At 70.3% G+C, this 23476-nt stretch carries 18 protein-coding genes; 4 read left to right on the forward strand and 14 right to left on the reverse strand.

Going from position 1 to position 23476, the window contains the following annotated elements:
• Positions 1-154: 154 nt before the first annotated feature.
• Complete coding sequence (locus tag BWR60_RS05900; RefSeq protein WP_088150083.1) at positions 155-2314, reverse strand: TonB-dependent siderophore receptor; 2160 nt, start codon at positions 2312-2314, stop codon at positions 155-157.
• A gap of 123 nt (positions 2315-2437) precedes the next feature.
• Between BWR60_RS05900 and BWR60_RS05905 the strand changes: the two genes are divergently transcribed.
• Positions 2438-3580: an ABC transporter substrate-binding protein gene (locus tag BWR60_RS05905; protein ID WP_088150084.1), complete on the forward strand. Its 1143-nt coding sequence runs from the start codon at positions 2438-2440 to the stop codon at positions 3578-3580.
• On the opposite strand, the gene BWR60_RS05910 is transcribed toward BWR60_RS05905, so the two are convergent.
• From BWR60_RS05910 to dusB, 10 genes are all read right to left on the reverse strand, one after another.
• Positions 3540-4973: an MFS transporter gene (locus BWR60_RS05910; RefSeq protein ID WP_088150085.1), complete on the reverse strand. Its 1434-nt coding sequence runs from the start codon at positions 4971-4973 to the stop codon at positions 3540-3542. The two genes, BWR60_RS05905 and BWR60_RS05910, sit on opposite strands and share 41 nt — an antisense overlap.
• Positions 4974-5052: 79 nt before the next feature.
• Positions 5053-5502: a molybdopterin synthase catalytic subunit MoaE gene (moaE, locus tag BWR60_RS05915; protein ID WP_088150086.1), complete on the reverse strand. Its 450-nt coding sequence runs from the start codon at positions 5500-5502 to the stop codon at positions 5053-5055.
• Position 5503: 1 nt separating this feature from the next.
• On the reverse strand, positions 5504-5755 hold the full coding sequence (gene moaD, locus BWR60_RS05920) for a molybdopterin converting factor subunit 1 (protein ID WP_088150087.1): 252 nt from the start codon (positions 5753-5755) through the stop codon (positions 5504-5506).
• Positions 5756-5763: 8 nt separating this feature from the next.
• On the reverse strand, positions 5764-7020 hold the full coding sequence (locus BWR60_RS05925; RefSeq protein ID WP_088150088.1) for a molybdopterin molybdotransferase MoeA: 1257 nt from the start codon (positions 7018-7020) through the stop codon (positions 5764-5766).
• Between the two features lie 2 nt (positions 7021-7022).
• Positions 7023-7523, reverse strand: a complete 501-nt coding sequence (gene mobB, locus BWR60_RS05930; RefSeq protein WP_088150089.1) for a molybdopterin-guanine dinucleotide biosynthesis protein B — start codon at positions 7521-7523, stop codon at positions 7023-7025.
• Between the two features lie 6 nt (positions 7524-7529).
• A complete protein-coding gene (pgsA, locus tag BWR60_RS05935) occupies positions 7530-8147 on the reverse strand; it encodes a CDP-diacylglycerol--glycerol-3-phosphate 3-phosphatidyltransferase (protein WP_088150090.1) in 618 nt (205 codons plus the stop codon).
• Positions 8148-8195: 48 nt separating this feature from the next.
• Complete coding sequence (gene uvrC / locus BWR60_RS05940) at positions 8196-10106, reverse strand: excinuclease ABC subunit UvrC (RefSeq protein WP_218823364.1); 1911 nt, start codon at positions 10104-10106, stop codon at positions 8196-8198.
• A 533-nt stretch (positions 10107-10639) separates the two neighbouring features.
• Positions 10640-11422 carry an SDR family oxidoreductase gene (locus tag BWR60_RS05945; RefSeq protein ID WP_429913009.1) on the reverse strand — a complete coding sequence of 261 codons (783 nt, stop codon included), beginning with the start codon at positions 11420-11422 and terminating at the stop codon, positions 10640-10642.
• A 40-nt stretch (positions 11423-11462) separates the two neighbouring features.
• Positions 11463-13697: an excinuclease ABC subunit UvrB gene (uvrB, locus tag BWR60_RS05950; protein WP_088150093.1), complete on the reverse strand. Its 2235-nt coding sequence runs from the start codon at positions 13695-13697 to the stop codon at positions 11463-11465.
• Between the two features lie 163 nt (positions 13698-13860).
• Complete coding sequence (gene dusB, locus BWR60_RS05955) at positions 13861-14877, reverse strand: tRNA dihydrouridine synthase DusB (RefSeq protein ID WP_088150094.1); 1017 nt, start codon at positions 14875-14877, stop codon at positions 13861-13863.
• Between the two features lie 141 nt (positions 14878-15018).
• On the opposite strand from dusB, the gene BWR60_RS05960 reads away from it, so the two are divergent.
• Both BWR60_RS05960 and BWR60_RS05965 read left to right on the forward strand, forming a co-directional pair.
• Entirely contained in the window at positions 15019-15378 is a 360-nt protein-coding gene (locus BWR60_RS05960; RefSeq protein WP_088150095.1) for a YciI family protein, read from the forward strand.
• Entirely contained in the window at positions 15375-16622 is a 1248-nt protein-coding gene (locus BWR60_RS05965; protein ID WP_088150096.1) for an RNA polymerase sigma factor, read from the forward strand. Before BWR60_RS05960 ends, BWR60_RS05965 begins: the two co-directional genes overlap by 4 nt.
• A gap of 112 nt (positions 16623-16734) precedes the next feature.
• On the opposite strand, the gene BWR60_RS05970 is transcribed toward BWR60_RS05965, so the two are convergent.
• The 3 genes from BWR60_RS05970 to BWR60_RS05980 all read right to left on the reverse strand — a co-directional run bounded on the left by BWR60_RS05970 (position 16735) and on the right by BWR60_RS05980 (position 21840).
• A complete protein-coding gene (locus BWR60_RS05970) occupies positions 16735-19575 on the reverse strand; it encodes an endonuclease/exonuclease/phosphatase family protein (RefSeq protein ID WP_088150097.1) in 2841 nt (946 codons plus the stop codon).
• A 318-nt stretch (positions 19576-19893) separates the two neighbouring features.
• A complete protein-coding gene (locus BWR60_RS05975; protein ID WP_088150098.1) occupies positions 19894-20925 on the reverse strand; it encodes a BMP family lipoprotein in 1032 nt (343 codons plus the stop codon).
• A gap of 141 nt (positions 20926-21066) precedes the next feature.
• A complete protein-coding gene (locus tag BWR60_RS05980) occupies positions 21067-21840 on the reverse strand; it encodes a LamB/YcsF family protein (RefSeq protein WP_088150099.1) in 774 nt (257 codons plus the stop codon).
• Between the two features lie 303 nt (positions 21841-22143).
• Between BWR60_RS05980 and BWR60_RS05990 the strand changes: the two genes are divergently transcribed.
• On the forward strand, positions 22144-23364 hold the full coding sequence (locus BWR60_RS05990) for an IS110 family transposase (RefSeq protein ID WP_179221646.1): 1221 nt from the start codon (positions 22144-22146) through the stop codon (positions 23362-23364).
• Positions 23365-23476 lie beyond the last annotated feature (112 nt).

Below are 23476 nucleotides of genomic sequence, written 5' to 3' on the forward strand. Positions count from 1 at the left end.
GGCGCCACCCCCTCACCCGAAATCACCGACGCGATTTCGACCTCTCCCCAAGGAGAGGTAAAGAGGGCGCGGCTCTTGTTCCCCTCTCCTTGGGGAGAGGGAGGGGCCCATTCGCGTTGGCGAATGGGAGGGTGAGGGGGCTGGCGCCGACCCCTCACCACCGATACTTGATGCTGCCGATCACCGTCTGGCCCAGGCCCTCGTAGCAATAGCCCTGGGCGCAGGTGGTGTAGTCGCGGTCGAACAGGTTGGTGGCATTGACCGCCAGTTGCACCCCGTCCAGCCGCGGCTCGACCGCGCCGAGATCGTAGCGGATGGCGGCGTCGAACAGCGTCACGGCGTCGTTGCGGCCGGTGCTGTTGTCGTCGTCGCGATAGCTCGACCCGATGTAGCGCACGCCGGTGCCCAGGCTCAGCCCCGGCACGATCCGGTCCGGCACCCGGTAATCGGCCCAGGCCGAGACCACATGGTTCGGGATGCCGGACGGGTCCTTGCCTTCCGTCGCCGCAGTGCCCTCGGTGGCCTCCGGATCGAGATAGGTGTAGGCGATCTGCAGGCTGAGCCCTTCGCCGAGATCGGCCAGCCCCTCCAGCTCGATGCCGCGCACCCGCACCTCGCCGCGGGCGGCCCTGTAGTTGACATGGGCCGAGTCCGCGATCAGCCCGTTCTCCTGCGTCATCTGGAACACCGAAGCTGTAACCAGGCTGTTCAGCCCTTCGGGCTGGTACTTGACGCCGGCCTCGATCTGCTCCCCGGTCGTCGGCTTGAACAAGCGGCCCTGCCAGTCCGTCCCCGTGTTCGGGGTGAAGGAGGTGGCGTAGGAGACATAGGGCGCGAGGCCGAAATCGGTGACGTAGCTCAGGCCGACGCGGCCGGTGAAGGCGCTGTCGGAGGCATCCTGCTCGGTGCCGGCGATGCGCTCCCGGCTGGTGGTCTCGAGCCAGTCGTGCCGGCCGCTCAGCGTCAGCAGCCAGCCGCCGAAGCGGATCTGGTCCTGCAGATAGACGCCGATCTGCTGCTGCTGCTGCAAGGTGCGGGCGTAGACCGGCGGCTGGCCGATGTGCTGTTTGCCGTAGTTCTGCGTGACCAGGTCGAGGTCCGGCGCCGGCCCGTCGCCGGCGATATGGGTGGTGTCGAGGAAGGTGTAGTCGAGACCGGCCAGCAGCGTGTGCTGCACCGGCCCGGTGTCGAAGCGCAGCTGCGCCTGATTGTCGACCGACACCGTGTCCAGGCTCTCGCGGTCCTGCCCGGCGCGGCGGAAGACGGTGTTGCCGTCGTCCGCCAGGCCGGTGATGTAGACGTAGCGGGTGTTGGCATCGACATGGGCGTAGCGGAAGTTCTGCCGCAGCGTCAGCGCGTCGTCGACCCGGTGCTCGATCTCGTAGCCCGCCCGCACGCTCTCCATGTCGAGGTCGTTCCAGGCCGAATCCGCGGTGCGGATGTCGAGCAGCCCGGTGGCCGGCGAGTAGTAGTTGAACAGGCTGCCGCCGCTCTTGTCCTTCTGATAGGCGCCGAGGAAGGTGACGGTCGTGTCCTCGTTCGGCCGCCAGGTGAAGGCCGGGGCGATATAGGCGCGGTCGTCCGGCACCGCCTGCATCTGGGTGTCGCTGTCGCGGAACAGCCCGGTCAGGCGCCAGGAGAAGCGGTTCTCTTCGTCCAGCGGACCGCCCAGGTCGAACTGGCCCTGGTACCGGTCATGGTTGCCGAACTGCAGCTCGGCCTCGCGCAGCGGCTGGTCCGGCGGGCGCTTGGTGACCAGGTCGACCAGCCCGGCCGGCGAGGACAGGCCGTAATTGGCCGAGGCCGGGCCGCGCAGCACGTTGATCGCCGCCAAGCCGTAAGGCTCGGTGCGGATGCCGGCGAAGACCTGGCCGGTCGGCTGCCGCAGCCCGTCGCGGAAGATGCCGAAATATGCGGCATCGAAGCCACGGATCCAGAACTGGTCGAGCCGCGGCGAGAAGCCGTAGAGGCCGGTCAGGATGCCGGGGGTGTAGGCCAGCGCCTCCTGCAGGTTCTGCACGTTGCGGGCGTCGAGCTGGCCGCGGGTGACGACCGAGATCGACTGCGGCGTCTCGACCAACGGCGTGTCGGTCTTGGTGGCGCTGGCGCTGGTCGTGGCGGTGAAGCCCCGCACCTCGCTGGTCGATGTCTCCGCGCCGCCCTGCACCACGATCGGCGGCAGGGTCACCGCCGCGCCATCGGCCGGGGCCGGCCCCTGTGCTGCAGCCTGGGCCAGGACGGGCGTCGGCGCGAGTGCCGTGGTGGCGAGCAGCCCGAGGAGGAGGCAGGCGCGGGGACTGGGTCGATGTCGCATCGGTGAGGTCGGCTCCGGTTGCGGGGAAAGGCCGGCAGGGTTGCCAGGGCAGCGATGACCGGCTAATTGACATTAATTCTCATTCTCGTCTAGCTCGAATGGGAACGTGACCAGGACAAATTCATGAAGCGATCCAAGGCGCTGGCCTGCGCCCTCCTGCTGCTGACCTGCCTCGTCGGCCTGCCTGCCCAAGCGGGCTGGCCGGTGACCGTGACCGACGCCGCCGGCCGGCAGGTGACGGTGACGCATCAGCCGCGGGCGGTGCTGCTGGGCGCCGGCATCAACCTGGTGGCGCTGGCGCTGGTCGACCCCGACCCGGTGTCGCTGCTGGCCGGCTGGGCCGACGACACGCGGCAATACGATCCCGGCCTCTATGCAGCCTTCCTGGCCCGGTTCCCGCGCCTGGCCGAGGTGCCGGTGGTGGGCGGCGGCACGGATGAGAGCTTCTCGCTGGAGAAGGCGCTGACGGTCGGCGCCGATCTCGCCATCTTCGGCGCCTGGCAGGCGGAGACGGAGCAGGGGCGGCTGATCCTGGACCGGCTGACCGCGGCCGGGGTGCCGGCGGTGGTGGTCGACTTCAACCACCGGCCGCTGGCGAACACCGCCTCAAGCATGCGGCTGCTGGGCCGCGTGCTCGGCCGCGAGGACCGGGCCAACGCCTTCGCCGATTTCTGGGAGGCGCGACTGGACCGCATCCGCCGACGCATGGCCGGGCATCCTGAGCCGGGGCCGGCGGTGCTGATGCATGCCTATCCGCAGCCCGACGATTGCTGCTGGGCGTTCGGCGAGACCGGGCTGGGCGAGCTGGTGTCGCTGGTCGGCGGCCGCAACATCGCCGCGGACCGCTTCCCGGACGCCGGGGGCGGGGTGCTCAGCCTGGAATATGTGATCGGGCAGGACCCGCAGGTCTACATCGCCACCGGCCTGCCGCAGGCGGAGGGCGCGCCGGGGCTCGTCGTCGGGCCCGGCGTTCCCGCCGCGACCGCGCGGCGGAGCCTCGCCGCCGTGCTGTCGGCGCCCGGCCTGTCCGGCCTCGCCGCCGCCCACGACGGCCGGGTGCACGGGCTGTGGAACTTCTTCAACGCCGTGCCGCTGAACATCGTGGCGGTGGAGGCGGTGGCGCGCTGGGTGCGGCCGGAGATCTTCGGCGACCTCGACCCCGGCGCCACCCTGGCCGAGATCAACAGCCGCTTCTCCGCCCTGCCGTTCGACGGTGCGCTGTGGGTCAGCCTCGACCCGGCTCGTGACGGGCCGGGGCCGCGTTAGCGGCAACGGTCAGCCGCCAGGCGGCCCAGGCGCCGAACACGGCCAGCGGCAGGGCGGTGACGAACACCCACAGCGCCGCCGCCCGGGCGGTCTCGACCGTCAGCCCGGCGCCGAAGCCGACCAGGTTGGCGGTCGCGCCGGCGATGGCGGCGCCCACCGCGCCGCCGGTCTGGCGCACCGCGATCATCGCCGCGCTACCGATCGCCTTGTCGTCATCGGCCAGGGTGCCGATCAGCCGCCGGTTCAGCAGGCTGGAGGAGAAGCCGAAGCCCGCGCCCATCAGCAGGGCCGCGCCGACGATCCAGGCCAGCGGGGCGTCGCGCATCACCACCACCAGCAGCACCGCGCCGGCCAGGATGCAGACGGCGCCGCGCAGCAGCCAGCGCAGCTCGCCCGCGCCGGTGGCGCCGGCGACGACGAAGGCGGCCAGGGTCCAGGCCAGCGCCATCACCGCCACGACATAGCCGGCCCACAGCGGCGACAGGCCGTGCAGCGTCTGCAAGATGGCGGGGCCGTAGACGTTCAGCGCCATCGAGGTCGCCATCAGGGCGAAGACCGCGGCATAGGCGGTGCCGCACACCGTGCGCAGATCGCCCGCCTGGCGCGGCAGCAGCCGCACCCGGGCGCCGCCATCGATCCGCATCACCAGCACCAGGATGCCCAGGCCGGCGGCGACCAGCGCCAGCGCGACGGCCGGGTTCGGGATGACATCCGCCATGGCGATGGCGCCGACGCCCAGCCCCAGCCCACCGATCTGCGGCCAGGGCACGCCCAGCTGTCCGCCGGCGCTGCGCACCGTACCCTTCAGCAGCCAGGGCGAGGCGGCGGTGAAGACCAGCGCCTGGGCCGTGAACAGCCAGAACACGGCGCGCCAGTCCCCGGCCTGGGCGAACAGGCCGCCGACCAGCGGCCCCAGGATGGTGGCGATGCCCCAGATGCCGGAGGCCACAGCGAACATCCGGGCCAGGTGGCGCTCGGGGAACAGCAGCGCGATCGCGACCATGGAGAAGCCGGCGACCCAGCCGCTGCCGATGCCCTGCACCAGCCGGCCGGCCAGGAACACGCCGATGTCCGGGGCAGCGGCGCTGGCCACGCAGCCCAGCGCGAAGGCCAGGCCGCCGATGGCCGAGGCCCAGCGCAGCCCGAACCGCTCCGACAGCCGCCCGGCGCTGGCGCCGGCCAGGATGGCGCCCATCAGGAAGCCGGCGGTGGCCCAGCTGAAATAGGCGTAGCCGCCCAGGTCGGCGCCGACGCTGGGCATGATGGTGGCGGTGACGAGGGAATCGGCTGCGTTCAGCCAGATGCCCAGGCAGACCATCGCGAATCGCGGCAGCCGCCCTTCGCCGAGCAGATCCGCCCAGCCGGGCGCCGGTTGCGCCGATGCCTGCACCATTGCTGCGTTTCCCCTTCGTTGTCCTCGGGGCTACACCGCCGGAGTCACGATGAGAAGCGGGGAATCGGCAGGACAGAAATCAGCGCCAGCGCGCGGCCGCGTCGTCATCCTCGGCCCGGGCCTCGACCCAGCGCTCACCGTCCGGCGTCTCCTCCTTCTTCCAGAAGGGGGCCTTGGTCTTCAGCCAGTCCATCAGGAAGGCGCAGGCCTCCAGCGCCGCGCCGCGATGGGCCGAGGCGGCGCCGCAGAACATGATCCGGTCGCCCGGCTCCAGCCGGCCGACGCGATGGACGATGCGCACCTCCAGGAGCGGCCAGCGGCCGCGCGCCTCGGCTTCGATCTCCTCGAGCTGCCGCTCGGTCATGCCGGGATAATGCTCCAGCGTCATCGCCGTGACCGACGTGCCGCCGGCGATGTCGCGCACCAGCCCGACGAAGCTGGCGACGCCGCCGACATCGCTGCGCCCCTCGGACAGCGCCGCGATCTCGGCGCCGACGTCGAAATCGGCCTCCTGCACGCGCACGGCCATGTCAGCCTCCGGTCACGGGCGGGAAGATGCCGATCTCGTCGCCCGGCGTCACCGGGTCACCCGGCTTGGCGAAGCGCTGGTTGACCGCGACCCGAACCACCGCCGGGTTGGCCAGGGCCTCGGCATAGCCGGCGCCGCGGGCGCGCAGCCAGTCCAGCAGGCCGGCGACGTCGCGCACGGTCTCCGGCGGCGACACCGTCTCGGCGGCCGTGCCGATCTTGCTGCGGACCCAGGCGAAATACAGGAGCTTCATGCCGGTTCTCAGATCAGGGCGCTCAACGGGATATAGGCAACCGGGTCGCCGGGTGCCACAGCTGTCAGGTCTTCCGGCAGCTCGACCAAGCCCTCGGCGCCGGCGAGTGAGCTCAGCATGCCCGCGCCCTCCCGGCCGTGGCGGCGGGCGACCAGTGCGCCGGAGGCATCCGTCTCCAGCACCGCGCGCAGGAACTCGCGGCGGCCGGGCTTCTTGCCGTGGCCGAAACCGGCGGCGACCGGGAAGCGGCGCAGCGGCAGCGGCTCGGCGCCGGCCAGGTAAAGCAGCAGCGGCCGGGCCACCAGCAGGAAGGTGACCATCGCCGCCACCGGGTTGCCCGGCAGGCCCAGGAAGACGGCGCCGCCGATCTGGCCCAGCGCCACCGGCTTGCCCGGCTTGATCGCCAGCCGCCAATGATGCAGCCGGCCGCCCGCGGCCTCCAGCGCCGCCTTGACATGGTCCTCATCGCCGACCGAGACGCCGCCGGAGGTGAGGATCGCATCCGCCTCCGCCACGGCCGCCGTCAGGGCCGAGCGGACGGCATCGGCCCGGTCCGGCACGATGCCGCGGTCGGCGACGTCGCAGCCCAGCCGGCGCAGCAGCGCCGCCAGCAGATAGCGGTTGGCGTCGTAGATCTGGCCCTCGGCCACCGGTGTGCCCGGGTCGCGCACCTCGTCGCCGGTCGACAGCACCGCCACCCGCAGCGGCCGGCGGACGGGCAGGGAGGCGCGGCCCAGCGAGGCGGCGAGGCCGATCTCGGCCGGGCCCAGCCGGCGCCCGGCGGTCAGCACGGTGTCGCCGGCGCGGATGTCGTCGCCTTCCTGGCGGATATGGGCGTCGCGGCGCAGCCCGGCCGGCAGGGTGACCCGGCCGTCGGCGGCCGCGCAATCCTCCTGCATCACCACCGTGTCCGGCCCGGCGGGCAGCGGCGCGCCGGTGAAGATGCGGATCGCCGCGCCCCGCGGCACCGGGCCGGGGAAGGGATGGCCGGCGGCGGCGCGGCCGGCGACGGGCAGGGTGGTCGGGGCGCCGGGCGTCAGGTCGTCGGCATGGACGGCGTAGCCGTCGACCGCGGCATTGGCGTGCGGCGGCACCGAGCGGTCGGCGACCAGTTCCTCGGCCAGGAATCGGTTCTCCGCCGCCACGAGCGGCACGATCTCCGCCTCGGCGGCCACCGACAGCCGGGAGCGGAACTCCGTCACCGCCTCCTCGACCGACAGCAGCCGGTCGCCGAGCGCGAAGCAATCATCGGGGAGCCGGGCCACGCTCAGCCGGTCCTGCGGGCGAAATCGGCGACGAAATCGGCGATCGCCTCGATGTCGTCGATGTCCAGCCGCGTCCGGGCCGGGTCGGCGATCGGCCCGTCGCTGGCCACCGCCACGATGCTGGGATCCTCCGGGTGCAGCGGCGGCTTGCCGGTCTCGGCCCGCCAGACCTCCAGCTTGGGAGTGGCCTCGCGCTTGAAGCCCTCGACCAGCACCAGGTCGACCGGCGCCAGCTTCGCCAGCAGTTCGGCCAAAGGCGGCTCGGCGGCGCCGCGATGCTCGTGCATCAGGGCCCAGCGCCGGTCGGACGAGACCAGCACCTCGGTCGCCCCGGCCTCACGGTGGCGCCAGCTGTCCTTGCCGGGCTGGTCGACATCGAAGTCGTGATGGGCGTGCTTGATGGTGGAGACGGTCAGGCCACGGCCGATCAGCGCCGGGATCAGCTTCTCCAGCAGCGTCGTCTTGCCGCTGCCGCTCCAGCCGGCAATGCCGAGCACGCGCATGAGGGATCAACCGAAGGTGCCGGCGGCCTTGGCCGGGGGCGGGCTGCGCGGATCCTCGGTGATCGCCTGGCGCACGCCCTCGCGCAGATAGCTCCAGCCGGTCACCAGGGTCAGCACCGCGGCCACCCAGATGCCGGCGATGCCGATCTCGGTCACCGGCAGCTTGCCGTCGAAGGCTCGCGTGCCGGTGTCGCCGACGATCAGGAAGCCGATCGCCAGCATCTGGATCGTGGTCTTCCACTTGGCCAGCGCCGTGACAGGCAGGCCGCGGGCATTCATCCCGGCCAGGAACTCGCGCAGGCCGGAGATCAGCACCTCGCGCAGCAGGATCACCACGGCCGGGATGATCGACCAGCCCTGCAGCCGGTCGAAGGCGGCCAGCATGAACAGCACGGCGGTGACCAGCATCTTGTCGGCGATCGGATCCAGGAGCCGGCCGATCGGCGAGGTCTCGTTCCAGGCCCGCGCCAGCTTGCCGTCGAGATAGTCGGTGATGGCGGCGGCGGCATAGATGACGAGACAGGTCCACGCCGCCCAGGGGGCCGGCACGTAGAACAGCGCGATCAGCACCGGGATGGCCGCGATGCGCGAGTAGGTCAAGAGGTTCGGCAGGCTGGTAACCATGGCGACGGCACTGACTTCAGGGGCTTCGGAACGCTAGCACATGGCGCCTCAGGCGTCGGGGTGGAAATGTCGATATATGAGGCCTGCGACCGCCTTGCTGATGCCGTCGACCGCCTCGAGATCCTGCAGGCTGGCGCGGCTGACGGCGCGGGCCGAGCCGAAATGCAGCAGCAGCGCCTTCTTCCGGCGCGGGCCGATGCCGGCGATCTCGTCGATCGGCGACTTGGTGATGTCGCCGGCGCGGCGGGTGCGCTGGCCGCCGATGACGAAGCGGTGGGCCTCGTCGCGCAGCCGCTGCAGGAAGTACAGCACCGGGTCCTTCGGCTCCAGGCCGAAGGGCGGCCGGTCGGCCATGAAGAAGCGCTCGCGCCCGGCATCGCGGTCCGGCCCCTTGGCGATCGAGACCAGCGCCACATCGGTGATGCCGAGTTCGGCGAAGACCTCCCGGACGACGCTCAGCTGGCCCTGGCCGCCATCGATCAGCACCAGGTCGGGCCAGCCCTCCTGCTCGCGGTCCGGGTCCTCCTTCAGGGCGCGGGCGAAGCGGCGGGTCAGCACCTCGCGCATCATCGCGTAGTCGTCGCCCGGGGTGACCGGCCCCTTGATGTTGAACTTGCGGTAGGCGGATTTGATGAAGCCGTCCGGCCCGGCCACGATCATGGCGCCCAACGCGTTGGTGCCGCCGAGATGGCTGTTGTCGTAGACCTCGATCCGGCGCGGCGGCGCATCCAGGCCGAACACCCGGGCCACGCCCTCCAGCAGCACCGCCTGGCTGGCGCTCTCGGCCATGCGGCGGCCCAGCGCCTCGCGGGCGTTGTTCAGGGCATGCTCGATCAGCCGGCGCTTGTCGCCGCGCTTCGGCACCGCGATCTCGACCTTGCGGTCGGCCTTCAGCGTCAGCGCCTCCGACAGAAGCGTCTCCTCAGCGACTTCGTCGCTGAGCAAAACCAACGGCGGGGGCGGGTGGCTGTCGTAGAACTGGCTCAGGAACGCGGCCAGGATCTCCGGCCGCTCCGCCGTCTTGTCGTGGCTCGGGAAATAGGCCCGGGTGCCGTAGTTGCGGCCGCCGCGGAAGAAATAGACCTGGATGCAGCTGTGGCCGCCGGCCTCATGGATCGCCAGCGCGTCGGCGTCGCCGATGCCCTCGACATTGATGTCCTGGTGCGACTGGACGTTGGTCAGGGCGCGGATGCGGTCGCGCCAGCGCGCCGCTTGCTCGAAATCCAGCTTTTCGCTGGCCGCCATCATCTGCTCGGCGAAGCGGGCCTGCACGCCCTGGCTGCGGCCGCTCAGGAAGTCGACCGCGCTGGCCACCTGCTCGGCGTATTGCGCCTCGGTGACATAGCCGACGCAGGGGGCGGTGCAGCGCTTGATCTGGTACTGCAGGCAGGGCCGGCTGCGGGTGGAGAAGATCGAATCCGAGCAGTTGCGCAGCAGGAAGGCGCGCTGCAGCGCGGTGATGGTGCGGTTGACCGACCCGGCCGAGGCGAAGGGGCCGAAGAACTGGCCGCTGGCCCCGGTGGCGCCGCGATGCTTGGCGATGCGCGGGAAGGCGTGGTCGCCCGAGATCATGATGTGCGGGAAGGTCTTGTCGTCCCGCATCACCACGTTGTAGCGGGGCTTCAGCCGCTTGATCAGGTTGGCTTCGAGCAGCAGCGCCTCGACCTCGGACCGGGTCACCACGAATTCCATGGCGACCGTGTCGGCGATCATGCGCAGCAGGCGCGCCGGCTGCTTGCCGGTCTGGGTGTAGGCGAAGACCCGCTTCTTCAGGTTGCGCGCCTTGCCGACATAGAGGGCGTTGCCGTCCTCGTCGAGCATCCGGTAGACGCCAGGCGAACTGGGCAGGGTGCGCAGATGCGCCTGGATCACCGCGACCCCGTCGGCGATGCTGTGCGCCCGCGTCCGGGCGCGGCCCGAGGGCTTCGGGCGCTCAGGCGGTGGAGCGTCGGGAGGCATGTCGGTCAGGGTATCGCTCATGGCCGCAATGTCGACCGGTCCGGGCGCCGCGTCCAGACCGGATCGTGAACGTCCGGGTGAGTCGGCTGGGCGGGGGGATGACGCTTCGGTGATATCCACCGAATCTGTGGATAACTTTGTGGGAAACCGACCCTAAGAATGCGACAACCGAGGCGCCGCCTAAGTGTCATCGTTCTTGCTCAAAAAATGGGCAAAAAATCTAATCCGCTGAAAAATATAGATAAATTCCAAGTCAAGTTGAAACAGAAGCATCATACACTATGCGCGCACCGGAAAATGTCGGATCTCTCCGATTCGGATTTCGCCTGTGCACAACTTCCCGTCGTGGCGAGGCGGCGAGGCCAGGAAATCCAAGGCGATAGCCGCTACCGCAGAGCGGTTGTCCTGCGGCGTCCGGGCGCAGGCGGGCGATATCCCGGTGCTGCCCTGGCCATGCGCGAGGGTCAAGGCGGTTCGATCGCGAATTTGAGATAATTTGGACGCGCGCGACCGGCATCGTTCCCCTTCGCTGCTCATTCCAGGGGCACGATGCCGCGGCTCGGCTGGGCCCAGCCGAGATGCTCGCCGCCATCCAGCGCGATCATCTGCCCGGTCATCGCCGGGGCGGACAAAATGAAGCGGATGGCGTCGCAGATCTCCTGCGGCGCGGTCGGCCGGCGCAGCGGTACGGCATCCCATTGCAGGGCGAAATGTTCCTCGCTCTGCCGGTCGCTCTTCAGCGTCGGGCCGGGGCCGATGCCGTTGACCCGGATCCTCGGCGCCAGCGCCTGGGCCAAGGTGCGGGTCAGCGTCCACAGCCCGATCTTGGCCACGGTGTAGGACAGGAAATAGGGGGTCGGGTTCCACACCCGCTGGTCGAGCATGTTGACGACATTGCCCGGCCAGTCGGCCGGCAGCTGCCGTGCCATCGCCTGGGTCAGCACCAGCGGGGCACGGAGGTTGGTCTCAAGATGCTCGTCCCAGCTGGCCCGCGTCGCCGTCGCCACCGTGTCCATGCGGAAGGCCGAGGCGTTGTTGACCAGCAGCGACACCGGGCCGCCGAGGCCTTCGGCCGCCTGCGGCATCACCGCCTCGACCTGCGCCTCGTCGGTCAGGTCGGCCCGGATCGCCAAGCCCCGGGTACCGGCCGCCTCGATGTCGCGGACCGTCTGCACCGCCTCCTCGACGGAGCTGTGCCAGGTGATCGCCACCCGCCAGCCATGCTTGGCCAGATCGAGCGCGATCGCCCGGCCGATCCGCTTGGCGGCGCCGGTGACGACGGCGATTCGCGGCTCGGCCTTGCCCGTCGGCGGCAAGGGGCGTTCGCCCACTGGACGTTCGGCAGGGCTCATCGGCTCACGGTCCCTTGCGGCGGCGGCCCTTCTTGGGCCGTTCGGTGGGCTTGGCGATCGACAGGGGCACGCCTTCCAGCGCCGCGGCGTGGCCGTGCGAGCCGACGCGCGCGTGGACGATGATGCCGGCGCCGCCATCCGTCCCGGCGTTCAGCCCCATATCGGCCGCCTCCAGCCGGCGCAGCTCGTCGCGGATCCGGGCCGCCTCCTCGAACTCGAGGTTGGCGGCGGCCTCGCGCATCCGCTTCTCCAGGTCGCCGATATGCTCCTTCAGCGACTTGCCGGTCAGGTGCTTGGCGCCGCTGTCGCCGGTCGAGACGGTGACCCGGTCGCCGCGCTCATAGACGCTGTCGAGGATGTCGCCGATCTGCTTCTTCACGCTCTCCGGCGTGATGCCGTGGGCGGCGTTGTAGGCTTGCTGCTTCTCGCGCCGCCGGTTGGTCTCGCCCAGCGCCGCCTCCAGGCTGCCGGTCATGCTGTCAGCATAGAGGATGGCCCGGCCCTCGATGTTTCGGGCGGCGCGGCCGATGGTCTGGATCAGCGAGGTGCGGCTGCGCAGGAAGCCTTCCTTGTCGGCGTCGAGGATGGCGACCAGCCCGACCTCGGGCAGGTCCAGCCCCTCGCGCAGCAGGTTGATGCCGACCAGCACGTCGAACACGCCCAGCCGCAGGTCGCGGATGATCTCGATCCGCTCCAGCGTCTCGACGTCGGAATGCAGGTAGCGGACCTTGATGCCGGCCTCGGTCATGTACTCGGTCAGCGCCTCGGCCATCTTCTTGGTCAGGGTGGTGACCAGGACGCGCAGGCCACGGGCGACGCAGTCGCGGCATTCGGCCATGACGTCGTCGACCTGGGTGGCGGTCGACCGGACGATGACGATTGGGTCGATCAGCCCGGTGGGGCGCACCACCTGCTCGGCGAAGACGCCGCCGGTGCGCTCCATCTCCCAGGGACCGGGCGTGGCGGAGACGAAGACGCTCTGCGGCCGCATCGCGTCCCATTCCTCGAACTTCAGCGGCCGGTTGTCGCGGCAGGAGGGCAGGCGGAAGCCGTATTCCGCCAGGATGTCCTTGCGCGCCCGGTCGCCGCGGAACATGCCGCCGACCTGCGGCACCATCACATGGCTCTCATCGACCACCAGCAGCGCGTCCTCGGGCAGGTACTCGAACAGCGTCGGCGGCGGATCTCCCGGCGCCCGCCCGGTCAGGTAGCGGGAGTAGTTCTCGATGCCGGCGCAGCTGCCGGTGGCCTCCATCATCTCCAGGTCGAACTGGGTGCGCTGCTCCAGCCGCTGCGCCTCCAGCAGCTTGCCGGTGGCGTTGTACTCCTCCAGCCGCTCCTTCAGCTCGACCCGGATGCCCTTGATCGCCTGCAAGAGCGTCGGCTTCGGCGTGACGTAGTGGCTGTTGGCGTAGATGCGGACCATCTTCAGCGCCGCGAACTTCTCGCCGGTCAGCGGGTCGAACTCATGGATCGAATCGATCTCGTCGCCGAAGAAGGAGATGCGCCAGGCGCGGTCCTCCAGATGGGCCGGGAAGATCTCGACCGTGTCGCCGCGCACCCGGAAGGTGCCGCGGCCGAAGGCGGTGTCGTTGCGCCGGTACTGGATGTCGACCAGATGCTTCAGCAGCACCTGCCGGTTCAGCTTCTGCCCGGCCTCCAGCGGGATGGTCATCTCGCTGTAGGATTCGACGTCGCCGATGCCATAGATGCAGGACACCGAGGCGACGATGATGCAGTCGTGCCGCTCCAGCAGCGCCCGGGTGGCCGCGTGGCGCATCCGGTCGATCTGCTCGTTGATCTGGCTTTCCTTCTCGATATAGGTGTCGGTGCGGGCGACGTAGGCTTCCGGCTGGTAGTAGTCGTAGTAGCTGACGAAAAACTCGACCGCGTTCTCCGGGAAGAAGCTCTTGAACTCGCCGTAAAGCTGGGCGGCCAGGGTCTTGTTCGGCGCCAGCACCAGGGTCGGGCGCTGCAGCGTCTGGATCACATGCGCCATGGTGAAGGTCTTGCCCGAGCCGGTGACGCCGAGCAGCACCTGGTCGCGCTCACCCTTCTCGATTCCGGCCAGCAGCTCGGCGATTGCCTCGGGCTGGTCGCCGGCCGGCTTGTAGTCCGAGACCAGCTTGAACGGGGTCGACCGGTCCTTCTCCGGCAGGGCCGGGCGATGGATGACGACCGGGGAGGTCTCGCCGCGCGGCGAGGCCGGGGTGGGGGAGAGGAGGGGCGCCGAGCTCATGGGGATACTATCGGTCCGGCCAGGGCGAAGGGGAAGGGCCGCCGACGAGGCGGAGCGGGAATGCGGTCGGCGGCAAGGGGCCTCACCGAGATGGGATTGGAACACAGCAGGAACAAGGCGTCAAACCGCCACGCGCAGTCGCGCCGTGGCCGGGATGCCGGCGTCAGGCCGCCAGGCGCTGCCGCCCGACGGTCCACAGCGCGGCCAGGCCGGCCTCGACCTCGGCCGGGGAGTCGCTCTGGCACAGCACCCGGCGGGCTTCACGCCGGTCCTCGGCGGCGGCCGGCCAGGGCGCGGCCTCGATATAGGCGGCCAGGTGCTTGCGGAAGACCCGCAGCCCGTGATGGTCGCCGTAGAAGGCCAGCGTCTCGCGGAAATGCCGCAGGGCGATCGCCAGCCGGTCCTCGGGGCCGGGCTCGGCGGTACCTTCGGCGTCCGGCCGGGCCAGCGCCGCCTCGATCGCGGCGGCGATCCAGGGCTTGCCGGTGACGCCGCGGCCGACCATGACGCCGTCGGCGCCGGATTGCGCCAGCGCCTCGCGCGCGGTGGCGCCGTCGACGATGTCGCCATTGACGATCACCGGCACGTCGACCGCCTGCTTCACCGCCCGCACCGCGCTCCAGTCGGCCGTGCCCTTGTAGAACTGGCAGCGGGTGCGGCCATGCACCGTCACCGCCCGGGCGCCGGCGGCGACGCAGCGGCGGGCGAAGTCCGGCGCGTTGCGGCTGAGGTCGTCCCAGCCCAGCCGGATCTTGACGGTGACCGGCACATCGACCGCGCCGGCCGCGGCCGCGACCAGCCGCTCGGCCCGGTCCGGGTCGCGCATCATGGCGGAGCCGGACTGCACCCCGGTCACCTCGCGCGCCGGGCAGCCGAAATTCAGGTCGATGATCTGCGCCCCGGCGGCGGCGGCCAGGCGGGCACCCTCGGCCACCGCTTCGGGGTCGTGGCCGATCAGTTGCACCACCATCAGCGGCAGCCCGTCGCCGACCGCGGCGCGGCGCACCACGTCGGGCCGGCCGCGGGCGAATTCGGCGCAGGCCACCATCTCGGTCGCGACATAGGCGGCGCCCAGCCGCGACGCGGCGCGGCGGAACGGCAGGTCGGACACCCCGGTCATCGGGGCGATCCAGACCCGTCCGGGAACCGCGACGGAACCGATGGTCAGGGCTTCAGCCATGGCGCTTATCTAGGCCGTCGGCGGGCTGGCGTAAACCGCCGTGGCCGCAACCCTGCCGGGCCGACCGGACCGGCGCTGTCGATTCCGCGCTTCCCGCGACGACAAGGCTGCATCCACACTGGCAGCCGGGAGGAGCCGACGATGAAGTATCTCTGCCTGATCTATATGGAGCAGCGCACCCTGGACGCGATGGCGCCCGACGAGCTCGACGCGCTGGTCCGCGAATCCATGGCCAATGACGAGGAGATGCGCCGCCGCGGCCAGTTCGTCGCCGCCCAGGCGCTGCAGCCGGTCAGCGCCGCCACCACGCTGCGGATCCGCGGCGGCCGCCTGTCCACCACCGACGGGCCTTTCGCCGAGACCAAGGAGTTCCTGTCCGGATTCATCATGATCGAGGCGCGTGACCTGAACGAGGCGCTGCAGCTCGCCGCCAATATCCCGATGGCGCGGATGGGCAGCATCGAGGTTCGGCCGGTGTGGGAGCATTGCGGCGGCCCATGACTGATCCGGCCCGGGCGATGCAGCGGACCATCGAAACCGTCTACCGGGCGGAATCGCGCCGGGTGCTGGCCACGCTGATCCGCCTGCTGGGCGACTTCAACCTGGCGGAGGAGGCGCTGCACGACGCCTTCCGCGCGGCGGCGGAGCAGTGGCCGCGCGACGGCATGCCGGCCAATCCGCGGGCCTGGCTGGTCTCCTCCGGCCGGTTCAAGGCGATCGACGGGCTGCGCCGCCGCACCCGCCTCGACGCCGCGCGGGCCGAGCTGGCGAAGCATCTGGAGGAGGCAGAGGATCCGCATGAGCACGAGGCCGAGGCGATCGAGGACGACCAGCTGCGGCTGATCTTCACCTGCTGCCACCCGGCCCTGGGCCCCGACGCGCGGCTGGCGTTGACCCTGCGTGAGATGTGCGGCCTGACGACGGAGGAGATCGCCCAGGCCTTCCTGACCGCGCCGACCACGGTGGCGCAGCGCATCGTCCGGGCCAAGGCGAAGATCCGCGACGCCGGCATCCCCTACCAGGTTCCGCCGAAGGCCGAGCTGCCGGACCGGTTGGACAGCGTGCTGCAGGTGATCTACCTGGTGTTCAACGAGGGCTACCTGGCGTCCTCGGGCGCGGACCTGACCCGGCCGGACCTGTCGGGCGAGGCGATCCGCCTGGGCCGCCTCCTGGTCCAGCTGCTGCCGGAGCCGGAGGCGGTCGGCCTGCTGGCGCTGATGCTGCTGCAGGACTCCCGCCGCGCCGCGCGCAGCTCACCGGGGGGCGACCTGGTGCTGCTGGCCGACCAGGATCGCGGCCTGTGGGACCGCCGCCTGATCGCCGAGGGCACGGCGCTGGTCCGCCGCGCGCTGGCGGGGCCGGAGGTCGGGGCCTATGCGCTGCAGGCGGCGATCGCGGCGGTCCATTCCGAGGCGCCGGACGCTGCATCGACCGACTGGGCCGAGATCGCCGGGCTCTACGATTTGCTGCTGCGGGCCGACCCGTCGCCGGTGGTGGCGCTGAACCGGGCGGTGGCGGTGGCGATGCGCGACGGCCCGGCGGCCGGACTGGCGCTGATCGACGCGATCCTGGCGCATGGCCATCTCGGCGGCTACCGCCTGGCCCACGCCGCCCGCGCGGATTTGCTGCGGCGGTTGGACCGCACCGCCGAGGCCCGCGCCGCCTATCAGCGCGCGCTGGACCTGACGCAGCAGGAGTCGGAGCGGCGGTTCCTGCAAAGGCGGTTGGAGGAGCTGGGAGCGTAAGAGCCGTCATTGCGAGCGTAGCGAAGCAATCCAGGGCGGCTCGCACCGGCCCCTGGATTGCTTCGTCGGCTTCGCCTCCTCGCAATGACGGCGAAGGACGGTCAGGCCTGCCTCACACCATCCAATCCGCGTGCTCGATCTGGTCCGGGCGGACGCCCACCAGCGTGACGCGGGTGCCGTCGTCGAGCTCGACCACCGCGCCCAGCAGGCCCCATTTCACCGTGGCGTCGGCGCCGTCGGCGATGGCCAGCTTGTCCTGGCGGATGTCGAAGTCGAGGATCGTGTCGCGGCCATCGCCGGGACCGAAGGCGAAGACATCCGCGCCGCTGCCCCCGATCAGCAGGTCGTTGCCGGCGCCGCCGGCGATGCGGTCGTTGCCGGCGCCACCATAGATCGTGTTGTCGCCGCTGTTCCCGGCGATCTGGGTGTCGGTGTTGCCGGCCCAGACGATCAGGTCGCGGTCGCCCTGCAGCACGATGCGCTCGACCGTATCATCGGCCTTGACGTTGACCGTGGCGCGAACCTCGTCGAAGTCCTCCGTCCCCTTCACCACGGCGAAGTTGAAAAAGAAGGTCGGCTTGTCGGCGGTGATGACATGCGGGTTCTCCGGCGTGCCCTCGACCGGGATGTGCAGCCGCGCCACCGACGGGTCATGGTCGCTGACCTGGTCGGCGAAGCCGGCATTGGTGTGGACGATGTCGAACTCCAGCCCCGACTTATAGACGCCGCCGGTCGCCAGCATGTGATCGAGCTCCTGGCTCGCCCCCTCGAACACGTAGCTCCAGCGCTCCTCCGGCGACAGCAGTGTGTCGGCCAGGTCCTTCAGCACATGGCTGTCGTCGGTGTCGCCGCGCAGCACCTTGAGCGGGTCGTTCCAGGAGAATTCGTTGAGGTCGCCGACCACCATCACCTTGGCGTCCGGGTCGGCCGCCAGCCGGCCGTCGACATAGGCGTTGACGATCGCCGCCTGGGCCTCGCGCTGGTCCTCGCCGCCATTCACCGGCGGGAAGGTGTCGCCATAGGCCGGCGAGCTGCCGCCCTTCGAGGTGAAGTGGTTGTTCACCAGCGTCACCGTCTCGCCGTTGAACACGAAGTCGGCGGCCAGCGGCAGGCGGCTGGCGGCGAAGGCGTCGCCATCCGAGAGGTCGGGGTCGGTCAGCGCGTGCACCGAGCCCTCGACCAGGTCGACCCGCTCCGGGTTGTACAGATAGCCGACCCGGATGTTGCCGCCGGGCTGGCCGCCCGAGGTGCCGGCCTCGGGCGCCACGTCGACATATTCGTAGCGCGGCCCGCCCTGGGCGACGATGCTCTCGATCAGCACCCGCGCGGTCTCGGCCGCCGAGGTGACGCCGGTGATCTCGGCGCCGTCGCCGTCCTGCACCTCCTGCAGCGCGACGACGTCGGGCGAGCCCATATTCGAGACGATCTGCTGCGCCAGCCGGTCGAACTTGCCGCTGCCGATATCGTCGTCGACATTGTTCGGGTTCTTGTCCTGGACCAGGTTCACATCCTCGACCTTCGGATCGAGATTCTCCAGGTTGATCGCGCCAACGGTCAGGTGGTCGCGGTCGCCGGCCAGCGTCGTCGTCTCCGGCTGCAGCGTGCCGGAGGACTCGACCGTCACCGGCTTGGTCGCCTGCACCTCGTACCAGCCGAAATTGGTGCCGACCACGCCCTGGACGGTGCCGAGCTCGGCACCGACATTGAGCTTCGGCATGGTGCCGCCCAGAAGGTCGTCGTCGATCTGGATCCGCTCCGGCTGCTGGTCGGTCTCGGAGATCATGAGGCCGCCCGCGCCCGTGCGGGTGCCGGTGGCGTGATCGCCGTGATCGGCCAGGACATAGGCCTCGCCGAAGCCGTTGGTCGGGCCGATCACCACCGCGGCCGGGATGTCGACCAGCATGCCCTCCAGGGTCTCCCAATAATCCATGCCGTCATGCGCGGGATCTAAGACCGTGCGGCCGTCGTCGTCGATCACCTCGGTCGGCGGGGCATAGCCGCCGGCACCGATAGTGACCGCGACCGATACCGTCTGCTGCACGGCCGAGACCTCGACGCTGGCGCCGGTGATCTCGGTGACGGTCAGGTTGTGGGAGGAGGCGCCGCCCGGCTGGAACTCGGTGACCGTGCCGGTGACGTCGAGGGTGACGCCGAGCTGCGCCTCCGCCGGCACGGCGCCGGCGCCGGTGAAGACAAAGACGGCGTCGGAGGTGGCGGTGTTGCCGTCGCCCTGGGCGTCCTGGATGTAGAAGCCGTTGCTGGCGATGGCGGTGACCACGCCGCGGGTCGCGACCCGGTCGCCCTCGAATTCGGAGCGGTGGCCTTCGCCCTGGATCTCGTAGATCGCGTGGACCTCCGGCGTGGTGTCGGGCACCGGGGCGTTCTCGGCGCCGGGCGTGTTCAGCGCCTCGCCGGGGACCGGGGTGCCCGCCTGGCCCGGCAGGCCGGCCAGGTCGAAATCGTTGCGGGTCCAGTCCGACGGGCTGTCGGTGTCGACACCGTCCGGCAGGCGCGAGGCGCCGCCGACGGCGATGCTGCCGCCGTCGAAATCCGGGGCCAGGACGGTGGTGCTGTAGAAGCGGTCGCCGCTGCCGCCGTCGTCGATCGCGACGCCGTCGCCGGCCCGCGCCCAGGGCGTGGCGTCGAGCACGCCGTCATCATTGGTGTCGAGATCCTGGCCGACCGCGCCGCTGTAGTCCTCCACCAGCAGCAGGGTGCCGCTGCCGTTCTGCAGCAGGTTCGACTGGAAGCCGCTGCTCCAATAGCCGTCGGCGTCGGTGGTGCCGATCGCGGTGGCCGAGATGATGCGGCCGGTGCCGCCGGCGTCGCCCTCGATCTGCACCAGCGTCCAGCCGCTGTAGTCGGTCAGGGCATCGCCCTTGATCTCGACATATTCCGAAGTGTCCGTGCCGACATGGTTGGCGACGAACTCGTTGAGCAACGGATCGGCCATGACGAAGTCTCCCCCTTCTTCATCGGGCAGGGCCAAATTCCCTGCCGCTTCCGGAAACACCTCTACGGGGCTTCGGTTGCATTCGCGTGACTCGGGGAGAGGTGGAGGCGGTCTTGGGTGCTGGATTGCAGATTATCTGGAGGGCGTGGTGGCCGTTCAGGCAGACAAAACAGCGATCAGGCGAATTTCTGAGGCGATCGCAATTTTAGGCTGTCATGCCCGGGCTTGACCCGGGCATCCAGAAATTGTCGGCATCTTCTGGATTGCCGGGTTAAGCCCGGCAATGACATTCAAAATTTTAGATTAATTCTGGAAAACTCAGCGCGCCGTCGGGTCCGGCACGGTGATGGTGCCGTCGGCGATGGCGCGGCGGGCGGTCTCGACCGCGTCCTCCATGGCCGGGGTGACCAGCGGCCGGTTGTTGTCGTCGATCGCCCAGCCGACCGCATGCTCGCGCACGCCCAGCGTGACCAGGCCGGGGGCCCAGGTGCCGGCCCGCATGTCGTCGAGCGAGCGCAGCACGGCGATGTCCACCCGCTTCAGCATCGAGGTCAGGATGGTGCCGGGCACCACGCCGTTCTGGTTGCTGTCGACGCCGATCGCCAGCTTCTCCGCATCGCGCGCCGCCTGGAACACGCCGAGATTGGCCTCCCCGGCGACGGCGAAGAGGACGTCGGCGCCGCGCCCGATCTGATCGCGGGCGATCGCGGTGGCTCCGTCCCGGTCGCGGAAGGCGGTGGCGTCGGTGCCGATATAATCGGTCAGGGTGGTGATCTCGGGTCGCGTCGCCTTGGCTCCGGCGGCGTAGCCATCGGCGAATTTGCGCAGCACCGGCACGTCGGCGGCGCCGACGAAGCCGATCGTGCCCGACTTGCTGGCCAAAGCCGCCAGTACGCCGACCAGATAGGCGCCCTCCTGCTCGCGGAATACGATGGAGCGGATGTTCGGCCCTTCGGCGACGCCGTCGACCAGCACGAAGCTGGTCCCGGGATGCGCGGCCGCGGCCGCCTTGACCGCATCGGTGTAGTAGAAGCCGACTGCGATGACCAGGGTGGCGCCCTGGCGGATCAGCCCGTCCGCCGCGGCGGCGAAGCCGTCGACCGATGGCAGCTCGGCCTCCAGGAAGGCGTCCCCGGTCTCGTTGCGGAAGAATTCCAGCGCGCGCAGGGCGCCTTCGTTGAAGCCGCCGTCACGCTTCTCGCCGATGGCGTAGATGACGCCCGGCGTGACCGGAATGTCCTCGCCGCCGGTGCGGTGGTCCGCCGGCCCCGGATCGGCGGCGGCCATCACGGACAGGCCGGCCATGGCCAGGCCGAGGCTGGCAAGAAGGGCACGGCGGTCGAGGATCATTTCCGTCTCCGGACGGCAAGGCGGCGATACGGGCGGTGAACGGCCCGCGGCCTCGGAGATGGACGTGTTAAGGTTCGGTTACAAGAGCGCGCTGCGCAACGGTCCCGTGCCGCGAGGGCAAGGGCCGGGGCCGGCGGCCCGTCAGGCTGGCCGGTCCTTCAGCGCCACCAGGCGGATGCCGGCCTGCTCCAGCCGCTCGCGGATGCGGCGGGCGATGCCGACCGCGCCGGGCGTGTCGCCATGGACGCAGACGGTGTCGACCGGCACCGGGATGCGCTTGCCGCTGCGGCTGGTGACCGCCTGCTCTTCGACCATGCGCAGCACCCGCTCGGCCGCGACCTCGGCATCGTGGATCACCGATCCGGCGATCTTGCGCGAGGTCAGGGTGGCGTCGTCCTCATAGGTGCGGTCGGCGAAGACCTCTCGCACCACCGGCAGGCCCAGCTCCACCGCCGCGCGCTCCAGCGCCGTGCCGGGCAGGACCATATAGGCCAGGGTCGGGTCGACCGACTGGATCGCCCGGCCGATCGCCAGCGCCACCGCATCCTCGACCATCGCCACATTGCTCAGCGCGCCATGCGCCTTGACGTGGGTGACCTTGTGGCCGACGGCCTTGGCGATGCCCTGCAGGGCGCCGATCTGGTAGACCACCTGCGCCTCCAGCTCCTCCGGCGTGTCGCCCTTGATCACCCGACGGCCGAAGCCCCAGAGGTCGAGGAAGCCGGGATGGGCGCCGACGCCGATGCCGCGGTCGCGCGCCAGGGCCAGGGTCCGCCGCATCACGATCGGGTCGCCGGCATGGAAGCCGCAGGCGACATTGGCCGAGGTGACGATCTCCAGCATCGCCGCGTCGTCGCCCATCTCCCAGGCGCCGAAGCCCTCGCCCATGTCGCAATTCAGATCGATGCTCGCCATGATTTGCGTCCCGGACCGGCCGTTGCGATGATGACCTCTGTATGAACTTCGCCGCCGGCTGCGGCAATCGTCGCCCCGTCCCATGCATTCGTAACCGGTATGAAGATCTCGGTGCCGAAGTTCGGCGGCGGCCGCTGAAGGCCGCGGCGTATGGTGCGACCATCCGGGACAGAGGCACCGGGAGCACGAAGGTGCGGGCAGGCCGATGTATTCCATGAGCTGTGAGCTCGCGTTAGTATGTCGTGTCGCCCGCCGCTCCCGTCAATCCAGCAACAGGAGGAGCCGATGCGACGTGTGATCGGAATCGATATCCACCGGAGCTTCGGCGAGGTGGTGATCTGGGAGGACGGCAAGCTCCGGCCGGCCGGGCGGGTTGACATGACCCGGACGGCGCTGGAGGGCTTCGGCAAGGGGCTGCAAGCGACCGACGAGGTGGTGATCGAGGCGACCGGCAACTGCATGGCGGTGTCGCGGGTGCTGTCGCCCTTCGTGGCCAAGGTGGTGATCGCCAACCCGCTGCAGGTCAAGGCGATCGCGCATGCCCATGTGAAGACCGACAAGATCGACGCCGGCACGCTCGCCAGCCTGCAGGCGGCAGGATATCTGCCCGAGATCTGGACGCCGGATCCGGCCACGGAGCGGCTGCGGCGGCTCGTGGCGCGCCGCAACCAGGTGGTCCGACACCGGACGCGGATCAAGAACGAGGTGCATGCGATCCTGCACGCCCATCTGATCCCGCGCTGCCCGCATGCCGATCTGTTCAGCCGGATCGGTCGGGCGTGGCTCGAGCGCCAGCCGCTGCCCGAGGATGAGATGCTGGCGGTCGCTCGTCATCTGTGGGAGCTCGATCGCCTCGGCGAGGACCTCCTCCTGCTCGACCGGGAGGTCGCCAAGGATGCGCTCGTCCATCCCGCCATCAAGCGGCTGATCACGATCACCGGGGTCAATGTGACGGTGGCGGCGGGCTTGGTGGCCGCGATCGGCGATATCCGGCGCTTCGCCGCGCCGCAGAAGCTGGTCAGCTATGTCGGGCTCAACCCGCGCGTCCGCCAGTCCGGGCTCGGGCTGGCGCAGCATGGCCGGATCAGCAAGGCCGGCCGCAGCCACGCCCGGGCGATGCTGGTCGAAGCCGCATGGGCGGCGGCCAAAGCCCCCGGACCGCTGCATGCATTCTTCGTCCGGATCCGGGCGAAGCGAGGCCACCAGGTCGCGGCCGTGGCGGTCGCCCGCAAGCTCGCGGTGCTGTGCTGGCATCTCCTGAGCAAGGAGGTCGACTACCTGTGGGTGAGGCCAGCCCTCGTCGCCAACAAGATCCGAGGGATGGAGCTGCAGGCCGGACAGCCCGCGAAGAAGGGCAGCACCCGCGGCGCAGCCTATGCCTACAACGTCAAGGTGCTGCGCGACCAGGAGATGGTCGCCGCCGCGCACGCGGAACGCGCCTATGAACAGTTCGTCGCGCGATGGCAGCCCAAGCGCCCGAAGAAGGCGGTGCGCGAGCGCCTCAATCCGGCCAGGCACGAATGATCAGGCGGCCTGACGGAACTCGCAGCCGGTGCCCCGCTCTTCGCCACGAGGTCGCCCGCGCCCGCCGAATATAGCACCACGGCCACGATGGCGCTTGTCGATCTCATCCGTG

Origin of the sequence: Inquilinus limosus, from assembly GCF_002195995.1 — a bacterium.
Classification (GTDB): Bacteria; Pseudomonadota; Alphaproteobacteria; order DSM-16000; family Inquilinaceae; genus Inquilinus; species Inquilinus limosus_C.